The sequence below is a fragment of the Brachyspira murdochii DSM 12563 genome (assembly GCF_000092845.1).
In the GTDB taxonomy this organism is placed as follows: Bacteria; Spirochaetota; Brachyspiria; order Brachyspirales; family Brachyspiraceae; genus Brachyspira; species Brachyspira murdochii.
On the sequence record NC_014150.1, the window covers coordinates 2,388,519 to 2,401,008 of the forward strand.

Annotated in this window: 6 protein-coding genes; 5 read left to right on the top strand and 1 reads right to left on the bottom strand. The window is 29.0% G+C overall.

Annotated elements, in window-relative coordinates; genetic code table 11:
- Window positions 1-215 precede the first annotated feature (215 nt).
- From BMUR_RS10565 to BMUR_RS10575, 3 genes are all read left to right on the top strand, one after another.
- Window positions 216-2,390, top strand: a complete 2,175-nt coding sequence (locus BMUR_RS10565; protein ID WP_013114551.1) for a PTS transporter subunit IIABC — start codon at window positions 216-218, stop codon at window positions 2,388-2,390.
- Window positions 2,391-2,611: 221 nt separating this feature from the next.
- Window positions 2,612-4,417 carry a methyl-accepting chemotaxis protein gene (locus BMUR_RS10570; protein WP_013114552.1) on the top strand — a complete coding sequence of 602 codons (1,806 nt, stop codon included), beginning with the start codon at window positions 2,612-2,614 and terminating at the stop codon, window positions 4,415-4,417.
- A 476-nt stretch (window positions 4,418-4,893) separates the two neighbouring features.
- Window positions 4,894-6,348, top strand: a complete 1,455-nt coding sequence (locus tag BMUR_RS10575; RefSeq protein ID WP_013114553.1) for a peptidylprolyl isomerase — start codon at window positions 4,894-4,896, stop codon at window positions 6,346-6,348.
- A gap of 78 nt (window positions 6,349-6,426) precedes the next feature.
- On the opposite strand, the gene BMUR_RS10580 is transcribed toward BMUR_RS10575, so the two are convergent.
- Window positions 6,427-6,795, bottom strand: a complete 369-nt coding sequence (locus tag BMUR_RS10580; protein WP_013114554.1) for a DMT family protein — start codon at window positions 6,793-6,795, stop codon at window positions 6,427-6,429.
- Window positions 6,796-8,229: 1,434 nt separating this feature from the next.
- On the opposite strand from BMUR_RS10580, the gene BMUR_RS10585 reads away from it, so the two are divergent.
- Both BMUR_RS10585 and BMUR_RS10590 read left to right on the top strand, forming a co-directional pair.
- Window positions 8,230-11,364, top strand: coding sequence for an efflux RND transporter permease subunit (locus tag BMUR_RS10585; RefSeq protein WP_013114555.1), 3,135 nt, complete (start codon window positions 8,230-8,232; stop codon window positions 11,362-11,364).
- Window positions 11,365-11,478: 114 nt separating this feature from the next.
- Window positions 11,479-12,453, top strand: coding sequence for a sulfurtransferase (locus tag BMUR_RS10590; RefSeq protein ID WP_013114556.1), 975 nt, complete (start codon window positions 11,479-11,481; stop codon window positions 12,451-12,453).
- The last annotated feature ends 37 nt before the right edge of the window (window positions 12,454-12,490 follow it).

Below are 12,490 nucleotides of genomic sequence, written 5' to 3' on the forward strand. Positions count from 1 at the left end.
TTCTATAATAAAATTTATTTTGTAATCAAATAAATATATATATATTATTAATTTCAAAAATTATTGACAAAAATATATACAATTACAAAAAAATTTATTATACTTATAGTAAGAATTGATGTTTATATGTGATGTTGGTATACATAATACTTTATTTTATCATATCGCTCATCTTCTTATCAAAAAATATATTTTAATAATCTGGAGTTCTTTATATGAAGGATAAAATTTTCGGTGTACTGCAAAGGGTTGGAAGATCATTCATGCTTCCTATAGCTGTGCTTCCTGTAGCAGGTTTGTTTTTAGGTATAGGAAGTTCATTAACTAATACTACAATGCTTGAAACCTATAATTTAATGGGTATCTTGGGTCCGGGTACTATTGCCTATGATATATTATCAGTATTAAGTGAGGCTGGTAATATAATATTTGGGAACCTGCCTATTATATTTGCTATGAGTGTAGCTATAGGTATGGCAAAAAAAGAGAAAGAGGTAGCTGCTTTATCTGGAGCTATAGCATTTTTTGTAATGCATGCTTCTATAGGTAAGATGATACAGGTTATGGGCGGAGCTGATAAACTTTTGGCTGGTTCTACTACTAATGTTGTAGGTATATTATCACTTCAAATGGGTGTATTCGGCGGTATTATAGTAGGTCTTGGAGTAGCTGCTTTGCATAATAAATATTATAATATAGAGCTTCCTCAAGTATTGTCATTTTTCGGCGGTACAAGATTTGTTCCTATAATATCTTCTATAGTATTTTTGGTAGTAGGTATATTAATGTATTATGTATGGCCTCCAGTACAGGTTGTTATGAATAAATTAGGCGACTTAATAGCTGGTTCTGGTTATATAGGTACTTTATTCTACGGTATAATAGAAAGAGCATTAATACCTTTCGGACTTCACCATGTATTCTATACGCCTTTATGGCAGACTTCACTTGGTGGTACTATGATGATAGACGGCAATTTGGTAGAAGGTGCTCAAAATATATTCTTTGCTCAGTTAGGCTCTCCTACAACAACTGCTTTCAGTGTTGAAGCTACTCGTTTTATGACTGGTAAATTCCCATTTATGATATTCGGTTTACCTGGTGCTGCTTTGGCTATGTATAAAACTTCAAGACCAGAAAAAAGACAGGTAGTAGGTGCTTTGCTTTTCTCTGCTGCTCTAACTGCTATGCTTACTGGTATTACTGAACCTATAGAGTTTACATTTATATTTGTAGCTCCTATATTCTATGCTATTCACTGTGTACTTGCTGGTATATCTTTCATGCTTATGCATATACTTCATGTTACAGTAGGTATGACATTCTCTGGCGGTTTTATAGACTTATTATTATTCGGTATAATACAAGGTAATGCTAAAACTAATTGGATATGGATAGTAATAGTAGGTGTTGTTTATTTCTTTGTTTACTATTTCTTATTCTCTGCTTTAATTAAAAAATTTGACTGGAAAACTCCAGGAAGAGAACCAGATACAGAAGAGCCTAAACTATATAGAAGATCTGATGTTGAAGCTGCTAAAAATGCTGGAAAAGAAGGCGAAGTATCTCCAGCCTCTAAATATGAAGAAGCTCCATTAATAACAGCAGGACTTGGCGGAAAGAAAAATATAAGCGATGTAGACTGCTGTGCTACAAGACTTCGTATAACAGTATTTGATGCTTCTAAAGTAGATGATTCTCTATTAAAACAAAGCGGTGCTGCTGGTATCATCAAAAAAGGTAATGGAATACAGGTAATATACGGACCTAAAGTTACTGTAATAAAATCAAGACTTGAAGATTATTTGCATGATCCTATAAGCGATGAAGAAGTATCTGTTAATACTGCAAATACCGCAGCAGAACCAGTAAAACAGGAAGAAAAGAAAGAAGAACCTGCAGCAGATAAAAAATCTGAAAATAAGGCAGCAGCTTTGGTAGATAAAGTATATGCTCCTATACAAGGTAATATAGTAAAATTAGAAAGTGTTAAAGATGAGGCATTTTCAAGTGGTGCTATGGGTAAAGGCATAGCTATTGAACCTAAAGAAGGCAAAGTATATGCTCCTTTTGACGGTATAATAGAAACAGCTTTCCCAACAAAACATGCTATAGGATTAACTTCTGATAAAGGAGTTGAACTTCTTATACATGTTGGTATGGATACCGTGAAATTGGGCGGTGCTCACTTTATTTCACATATAGAAGAAGGTCAAAAGATTAAGAAAGGTGATTTATTATTGGAATTTAATATAGAAAAGATAAGAGGAGCAGGATATCCTACACTTACTCCTGTTATAGTAACAAATTCTGATGATTATTCAGAAGTTGGTATTACAAGTGCTTCTTCTGTAAATGCAGGCGATGATTTGCTTGATGTTAAAAAATAAAAAATAAATAATCAATAATATAATAATAGGGGAGTTATTAATTTAGCTCTCCTATTTTTTTATTTAATTTTTTTATTGCATTTTTTTTATTTTATTATATTATATTAATTAATAATATTTGATAGTGTTTCCGAGAAATGTTAATTTATTATAATTGAAGATAAAAATATATATTATATAGTAATTTATACCTTATAATTAAAATATTTGGAGAATTATTTATGAATGATAAGAAAAAGAAGTATGTATTAATGCTTAAATTTTTACTTCCGTTTGCTGCGTTTATAATAGTTATGGTTGTAGCATTGATGTTATATTTTATACCTATGTACGAAATAGAATTTGCCTTAGAGATAGAATCTAATATGTATAAGAATGAAACATCAGTTACTACTTGGCTTAATTATTATTATTCACAAATAGAAGTTTTAGCATCGTATTGTAAATATGAAACAGATTATACTCAAATGCTTGATTCTTTTAAAGAATTAGAAAGTATAAAAGAAGAGATTAAAAATATACATTTCAGCGGAACAGTATCATATAAAGACGGAGGATTATTGGTAATAGTATACGGAGATAATATAGAAGGATTTGACCAAACTACTAGAGAGTGGTATATAGAAGCTAAAAAAGATACTTCTAAAATATTTATTAGCTCCCCGTATATAGACGCTGAAAGTAAAGAAACAGTTATAACTGTATCAAAAGGTGTAACATTAAACGGAACTTTTATAGGAGTAATTGGCATAGATATATCTTTCAAGAAAATATCAGAGCTTTTACTTAGTAATAGTGACAGCAAATATTATATATCATTAGAAGATGGTCAATTTATTACATATTCGGACAATAGTTTGCTTTTTAATAAACAAAGAACTATATATACAGAGCTTAATGCCCCTAGACTTAATGGTTCTAACTATGCTTTTTCTATTGGCAAATCCAAATGGACAGCTGTATATGATATACCAAATACTCCTTGGCTTTTAGTAGGAAATGGAAGTTCATCTTATCTTAATAATAAAATAACTACACTTTCTATTATAATGGTTGTAGTTGCTATAGGATTTTTATTGATTCAGTTTATACTTGTCATGCTGAATGTTACTCCATTATCTCAGACTTTAGATAGAGCTATAGATGTTATTAAAAATATGACAGATAAGCATTTCAATGCTGTATTTGAAGATAAGTTATTAAACAAATCAGACCAAACTGGGATTTTAGTTAATTCTATACAGGATATGCAGAAATCTCTTGGTAACTCTATACATTCTTTGCAGGATTCTCTGAATTTTATTAATAATGAAATAGATACTGTTGCTGACGGAAGTACAAATTTATCCGACAGAACTAACACTCAGGCTTCTTCTCTTGAGGAATTATCCAGTTTGATAGAATCTCTATCATCATCTCTTGATGAAACAAATATTCAGTCTAATGACGCTAAGGATATGAGTGTAAAAGTGGCAGATGCTACAAAAGTAGGGGTAGAATCATCTTCAGAAATTATAAATAGTATGAATGAAATATCTGAATCTAGTAAAAAGATATCAGAGATGACAAAACTTATACAATCTATTGCTTTTCAGACAAATATATTAGCATTAAACGCAGCAGTTGAAGCAGCAAGAGCCGGTGATCAAGGTAAAGGTTTTGCTGTAGTGGCAAGTGAGATACGCTCTTTAGCTCAGAATGTTGATGAAACGGCTAAAAATATTACTAATACTATTAATGATGCTTTAGCTAAAGTAGAGGCCGGAAATAAAGCTGTTGAAAATTCTTCAAAAATACTTAACGATATAGAATCTTTAGCACAGGATATGCTTACTAAATTAAGTTCTATATCTGAAAGAGCAGTTATAGAAGCTGATAGTATAAATCAAATTAATGTTTCTGTAAGACAGCTTAATTCTATTACAGGAGAAAATAGTAATTTAGCAGAGGCAAATGCTAGTTCTACAAAAGAAGTAAGAACAAAAATAGAAGATATGGTTGAACAAATTAATAGTTTTAAATTTTAATTACAAATTATAAAAGAAATGGCTTTTATATATTGTCATTTCTTTTATAATATATTTTCTGCCAAGAATATATACCCAAACAAATATAGTTTGTCAATTTTGAGTTATTGATAAATGTAATTATAAGTTATAAAGTATTATTAGTTGTTAATAAAATAAGTTTTAAATGTAGAATAAATAATTTTTTTACATAATAAGTAATCATCCGCATACCATCACTACAGACAGACTTTGTCTCGGGTACTTCCTCACTTTGTTCAGTCGTGTTGACATTCTATAATGGCAGATAATACTCTGTAGGAATGTGTAGCGACAAATTTAAAAATTTTTAGTATACACAGATTTTATAAATTTTATATACTACAATATACTTAAATTTAATTTTGCAAAAACTTGAATTTTTTAAACTCTTCTTATATAATTAATACTTTATAATAGTTTTTAATTAAAATAAAAAAGATTAAGGATAAAAGATAATGTCATCTAGCAAGAAATTTGTACCAAAAAAGAAAAGCCCAGTAGTAAAAACTTTGCAATGGCTTGGAGTATCAGCTGTTTCAATACTTTTGATAGTGTATTTTTTAGTTGTAGATACTAGAGGAAGCCAGAAAACTCCTACTATAGGATCAGTTAATGGAACACCTATATATTACACAAGTACAAGTCCATATGGCAGAGCTTTTAAGCAGATAGAGGCTTATTATCAGAGTTTAGGAATACAGATTAATAATGAAATGTATCAATATATAGAAGATTTAGCATTCAGACGTGCTGTTTCTACTATACTTTTAAATGATGTTGCTAGAAAAAATATTAATGTGAGCGATAATTTTATAGTGGAAGCTATGAAAAGTGAGTTTATAGATACAAATGGAGTCTATAATGAAATGGCTTATGAATCATTTATTAAAAACTCTACTCAGGCAGAAAAATTGAGAATAGAAAAAGATTTGAGAGAGAGTATATTATCACAAACAATTTCTTCTGAGCTTTTTACAAGTATTAAAATAAACTCTCTTGATATTCAAAAAGAATATAAAAGAGAGTTCACTAAAAGAGATATAGAGATGGTTTATATAGATGCTGCTGCAATAGTGCAGTCAAATGAAATAGCAGTTAATGATTTGGAGAAGTATTTTACAGACAATAAAACTAATTTTGTTCAGGCTGATATATCTTGGATAATGCTTGAAAGCGGCGGAGTGGCTGATAACTTATACAAAACTTTAAAAGATGATATAACTTTATTTGAAAAAAGTGCTTTAGAAAAAGGACTTAATACTAATAATTATAAATTAGGCTATATTACAAAAATGCAGATGCCTTCAGATGATTTTGCAAATAAAATATTTTCCGATAATAAAGGACAAAAATTACTTGAGCCTATATATGCAAATGGGTACTATTACATAGTTCTTGTTAATGATATAAGAATACCTGAAAAATATACTGATGTTAATCAAAATGTATTAAAAAATGAGTATTTAAATGCTAATATTAACACTCTTTTAGAAGCTGAAAAAACTAAACAGGCAGAAGTATTAAAGGCAGCAGCTGCTAATATTAATAATCTTCAAAGATTAAATGGAAACGGATATATAAGATATTACAGACCTTCTCAGCCTTTTTCTTATAATCAGGGAAGACTTAGTACAGTTGACGGAACTATTATACCTGATTCTTCTACAGAAGCTTTTTATAATCATGTATTTTCTCTTCAAACTAATACTGTAAGCGATGTTATAAAACTTGATAACGGAGTTGCTGTAATAAAATTAATATCTGAAGAAAAACCTAATATGACTGCTTCATATACTTTAAATTCTGACAATATGAATGCTATTAAAAGACAGAGAATTAATAATATTCAAATAGAGTGGGAAAATGAGAATATAGCAAAAGCTAGAGTAAAAAAACATAATATAAGATAAAATTTTATTTTTTAATTATAATAAAAAAGAGGGCTTAAAAAAGTCCTCTTTTATTTTGTAAAAAATTATTTTTTTTAACTACTTTTTAAATATAAAAAATACGGCTAATATCAAACACAAAAAACCTATAAAATGATTTAATCTTAAAGTTTCTGTTTTAAAAAATACAACGGTAAATATTGTGAATATTGTTAAAGTTATAACTTCCTGCATTACTTTTAACTGCATAAGTGAGAAAGGTCCGCCGTTTCCAGAAAATCCTATTCTATTTGCAGGAACCTGAAAACAGTATTCAAATAATGCTATTCCCCAGCTTATTAATATTATGATAGGCAGTGATAGTTTTTCAAATCCTTTTATTTGACTGAATTTTAAATGTCCGTACCAAGCAAATGTCATGAATGTATTTGACATAATAAGAAGTAATATAGTAATTAGGGCTTTCATAATGATTTTTTGTCCTCCGTTTACATTATGTAAAATAGTTTTATTGATAAAATATTATAAATAAAAAAAAATTATTTTCTAGTTTAATTTTTTATATTTTAAAAAAAATTATGAATTATTAGAGTATTTGAAAACAAGAAAATTATATTATATTTTCTACATTTTTGTATATACTGAAAATTTTTGTTTAATATCCATAGATAATGTATAGTTTTTAGTTTAAAAAAATAAGTCATTTTTTATAATTTAAATTATCACAAATTAAATTATAAGAAATACCTATGCAGCGATGTGATACAAATCAGAAAGATAGAAATAAAAAAGTCTTTGAAATTTAATATTAGTATACAAACTTATTATTGGAAGAAGAAATTCAAATAAACATCTTATATAGAAAATAATGGCAGTAAAATAAAAAATACTACTAATAAAGTTAAAAAGAAAAAGATTATTAATATGGTAAACTAAAAATTAAAAAATTCTTAGAATAAATAAAATATCACAATATGTACTAATTCTATTGAAACAATATTAAAAAAACATTACTTATACCAAAAAAATAACAAAAAACATAGAGGTAAGCATACTTTTTATATAAAAGAAGCTAGAGATAAAGTTCAAATTTATACTTCATCACACTCTTTTTTATGTTAAATACTATATTATTTGTTAGCGGCAGTTTGTGTAGCTGCAAGAATATTGTTTATATATTTATATTCTGAAAAAACACTAGAAAGTACTATTGATTTTATTAAACATATGCTTGAAGATTTTCCTTTTTATATTCATTGTATTCAAACATGCGATGGGCTAGAGAATTTACTTACAAAAAACTTTTATTTGATAGATAATATATGTTATATAGTTTTGTAAGAAGAAGCATATTAAAAGAGTTTATATTCCTACTATGAAGTACCAACATTGGTTTAATAGAGTAACATCATTGAGACTTAAAAGAATTTCATGACTTTTGTAATCAAGAATTAACTTTAGAAAAAGCTAATAAAAAATTAAGAAAACATAATAATTTTTGGAATTACAAACGCATACACTATGCTTTAAATTATTACATACATATGCCATACTTGAAAAAATTAAAGAATACTTAAATGCAATATCTATATCTGCAATGAAAAAATTTTTAAATTTACCAAAGATATATTTTTTAATTATGGTTATTTTTTTGTCAATTAAAATAATTATTTCTTTTATGCCAATCACATATTTAAATAACTTGGAATAAATCCGTAATTATTAAAATTATCAATATTATTTTAAATTATTATATAAATAATATCACTATGTAGTTATACTATATTACATCATCTATAATATATAACTTTTTATATTTTTTTAATTTAAAACTTTTTTTACATTTTATCGTCTAATATGATATAATAAATAATATATGATAAAAATTAAAAAATTTGGTTTATGAGTAAATTAATAGAAATAGTTGTAAAAAGACCAGTAACCATACTTATGGTAATAGTTTCAATACTTATATTAGGGCTTATTAGTTTATCTAGGCTTTCTATAGACTTTATGCCAAATATGCAGATTCCTTACATAAGCATATATACAAGATATAAAAATTCAGGACCTGAGGAAATAGAAAAATCCGTTACTAAGATAGTTGAAGGAGCTGTTGCCACAGTTAATAATATAAAAAATATAACCTCTACTTCAATGGAAGATTTTTCAAATGTACTAGTAGAGTTTAATTGGGGTACTGATTTAACTGAGGCTACAGAGGATATAAGAGAGGCTTTAGAACAGGTTACAGATTTGCTTCCAGATAATGCAGATAAACCCGTGATAAGAAAATTTGATATGGACGATACTTCATTAATGGAAGTTGCTGTTTACGGTATTGACGACCAGTCTACATTGTATAATATAGCAGATAATCAGATAGCTCCGCAGATAAAACAGGCTAAAGGTGTGGCACAGGCTAAAGTTATGGGAGGATTAAAAAGTCAGATAAAGATTGATGTTAATCTAAACAGATTAAAAGCATATAATATCAATATTAATGAAATAGCTTCTGCATTATCACGCGATAATAATAATCTTGTAGGTGGTCAGGCAGATCAGGGATTTTATAAATACACTATAAGAACTATGGGTGAAATAACTAGTATTGATGATATAAAAAATACTACTATTACTTTAATAAAAGACGGAGAAAATAGTTCTGTAATAAAGGTTCAGGATTTGGCTGAGGTGTATGAGGGTTATGATGATAATGTTAATATTATAAGAGTTAATGGAGAGAACTCAATATCAATAGCAGTAAGTAAAGAGTCTGGAGCCAATACTGTAGAAGTATCAAAAAATGTAATAAAGCAGCTTGAAGAGTATAATTTCCCAGACGGTGTAAAATATCAGATAATGTTTAATACAGCAGACAGCATTAATGAATCTATAAGCGGAGTACTTGATGCCGCTTGGCAGGGAGGACTTTTTGCTGTTATAGTGCTTATGCTTTATATGTGGAATATAAGAACTGTATCTATAATAGCAATATCAATACCGCTTTCTATAATAGTAACTTTTACACTCATGTATTTTATGAAAGTTACTTTAAATGTTATATCGCTTTCCGGTCTTGTTCTTGGAATAGGTATGATGGTAGATAATTCTATAGTTGTGCTTGAAAATATATTTTATTATAGGAATAACGGATTTGGAAAATATTCTTCTGCTATAAACGGTACTTCAAAGGTGTCTCTTGCAATTTCAGCTTCCACTTTTACAACTATTGCTGTATTTTTGCCTTTTATTTATCTTGAAGGTATGGTTAGCCAAATGTTTAGAGATTTATGTATAACAGTTACAATATCAATGATAGCTTCTTTATTAGTTGCTCTTTTGATAGTACCTATGTTTGGGGCGAGACTTGTTACAAATAAGAGATTAAAATTATTAGGCAAATTAGAAATTCTGACTAATAAATACATACACAGCAATATAAACAATATCTATAATAAAATACTTTCTTTTTCTATTAAAAGAAAATTAGTAGTACTTCTTCCTTCTATGATATTAGTATTTTCTGTTATAATATTCGGTTTAAAATTCATAGGTAAGGAAGGCTTTCCAAGAACAGATGAAGGTCAGTTTATGGTTCTGGTAACTATGCCTATAGGTACTAAGTATGAGCAGACACAGTCTTTCGTGGCATTAATGGAAAATGATATAAGAGAAATTATTAAAGATGATTTAACTAGAATTCAGTCAAGAATAAGAAAAGGAAGCGAAGCAAACAGTGCTAATATAAGAATACAATTAAAAGCAAAGAATGCTGGAAGAGTTGGTGATATCAATGAATATGCCGAGAGAACAAGAGAAAAACTTCAATTATACCCTGCTAGGATAAATGTAATATTGTTAGGATCAATGTCTAGTTCTTCAGGCGGAGAGGCTATAAGAATAGAGATGCTTGGAGATGATACAGTTCAGGCTAAAGAGCTTGGAGACAGAATAGTTAGTGCAATATCCAATATAGAAGGTATAAGAGGAGCCATGGTTGATATTGACGAATCAAACAGAGAACTTCAGGTATATGTTAATAGAGATATTGCTGCCAAAATGGGACTTAAAGTTAATGATGTAGCAAGAATAATAAATACCAGTTTTGCAGGAAGAACTGCAACTACAATTACACCTGAAAATTCTGATTATACTGATATAGATGTTAATGTTCAGCTTGAAAATATTGACAGAGTTACTATAGAAGATGTAGAAAAAATAAGCATACCAGTTAAAGGAGTATTAATACCTTTATCTTCAATAGCTGATATAGTAAAAAGTTACGGACCAAATAGAATAGAGCGAAAAGACAGAAAAAGATTTACCGTTGTAATAGCAAATACTTACGGAAGACCTTTGAATGAAATAATAGATGAAGTAAAAGAGGTAATAAAAAAAGATGTATTTGTACCAAGCGGAATATCTATAAATTACGGAGGTGATTTTGAAGATATGAATGAGGCATTTGCTCAGCTTTTACAAACTTTAATATTGGCATTGGTATTAGTGTATGCAATAATGGCTAGTCAGTTTGAATCTTTGATAGCTCCTTTTGTAATAGCATTTGCAATTCCTTTCGGTTTTGCAGGATCACTCGCTGCCCTTATAATAACAAATACTACTTTAAGTGCATACAGTGCTATAGGCTGTATAGTACTTATAGGAATAGTTGTTAATAATGGAATAGTTTTAATTGATTATATGAATCAGCTTATGCATGAAAAGCATATTAAAGGTGATGAGGCTGCTTTGATTGCAGGGCAAAGAAGATTAAGACCTGTACTTATGACTACTTTAACTACTATACTTGGTATACTTCCTATGGCTTTAGGAATCGGAAGCGGTAATGAAATGTACAAGCCTCTTGCTACTGCACTTCTTGGCGGGCTTAGCGTTTCTACATTATTTACTTTAATAATAGTGCCTACAATATATGCTGCTATAAGAAATAAAATACCTCTTAAAGATTATGACCAAAAAGACAGAGACAGTGCTAATGATTTTGCTTTAAATGATGCTGTTAATAATATGTAAAATATTTAAAATTATTTATTAACATTCTAACTAACATTATAATAAATCATTGACGAATATTATAATTATAATATAATCTTATTCATACAAATTTATTTCGGGAGAAAAGAAAGTATGAAAAAGTTTTTATTTTTATTAATTCTAATATTGTCTGTATTAGCTTCCTGTTCTAAAACAGAAACTAATTCAAATACTAATCAGTCATCAGTAAATGCTTCCCCTGTTGAAAAGACAAGAGTATATGTAAATGCTGATTGGGTGAAAAGCGTTATAGACGGCAATCAGCCTCAGTCATCTAATTATGTTATTTTAGAAGCTTCTTGGGGAGATGCAAGTGCTGATTATAAAAAAGCCCATATACCGGGTGCATTGCATATAAATACCGATTTGATAGAAGAGCCTGAGTATTGGAATGTAAGAACACCTAAAGAAATAGAACAGGTTATGAAAGATTTTGGCATATCAAAAGATACTGCCGTTATAGTATATGGAGAGCCTTCTCCTGCAGCAAGAGTTGCAACAACTCTTCTTTGGGCTGGTGTTGATGAAGTGCATGTATTAGATGGTAATTTGAAAGCATGGACTGATATGGGTTATGCTGCTTCAAGCAATACTGAAAAAGCTAAGCCTATAGATGATGTTGGAGTTATAGTTCCAGCTCACCCAGAATATATTATATCATTGCCAGAGCAGATAATAGAAAAACAAAAAGATCCTAATTTCAAACTTGTAAGTATAAGAAGTTGGGACGAGTTTACTGGAAAGGTAAGCGGATATAGTTATATAGAAAGAGTAGGGGAGCCTAAAGGAGCTGTTTGGGGAAGAGATGAATTTGATTATGTTGATGATAATGGTAAAATCATAAGTATAGATGAAGCTCAAAAAATATGGAATGAATGGGGCGTAACTAAAGATAATGAAATATCATTCTACTGCGGCACTGGCTGGAGAGCTGCTATACCATTTTTAATAGCTTATCAGGAAGGCTGGACTAATGTAACTTTATTTGACGGCGGCTGGTATGTATGGCAGATGAATCCTGAACTTCCTGTTCAGTTAGGAGACCCTAGAGAAAATACTAATAATTAATTTATAGTATAGATTCTAATTAAAGCGGACATTATTT

Coding starts and splice junctions, on each gene's coding strand:
- BMUR_RS10565 (WP_013114551.1), top strand. CDS start 216: ATGAAGGATAAAATTTTCGGTGTACTGCAAAGGGTTGGAAGATCATTC.
- BMUR_RS10570 (WP_013114552.1), top strand. CDS start 2,612: ATGAATGATAAGAAAAAGAAGTATGTATTAATGCTTAAATTTTTACTT.
- BMUR_RS10575 (WP_013114553.1), top strand. CDS start 4,894: ATGTCATCTAGCAAGAAATTTGTACCAAAAAAGAAAAGCCCAGTAGTA.
- BMUR_RS10580 (WP_013114554.1), bottom strand. CDS start 6,795: ATGAAAGCCCTAATTACTATATTACTTCTTATTATGTCAAATACATTC.
- BMUR_RS10585 (WP_013114555.1), top strand. CDS start 8,230: ATGAGTAAATTAATAGAAATAGTTGTAAAAAGACCAGTAACCATACTT.
- BMUR_RS10590 (WP_013114556.1), top strand. CDS start 11,479: ATGAAAAAGTTTTTATTTTTATTAATTCTAATATTGTCTGTATTAGCT.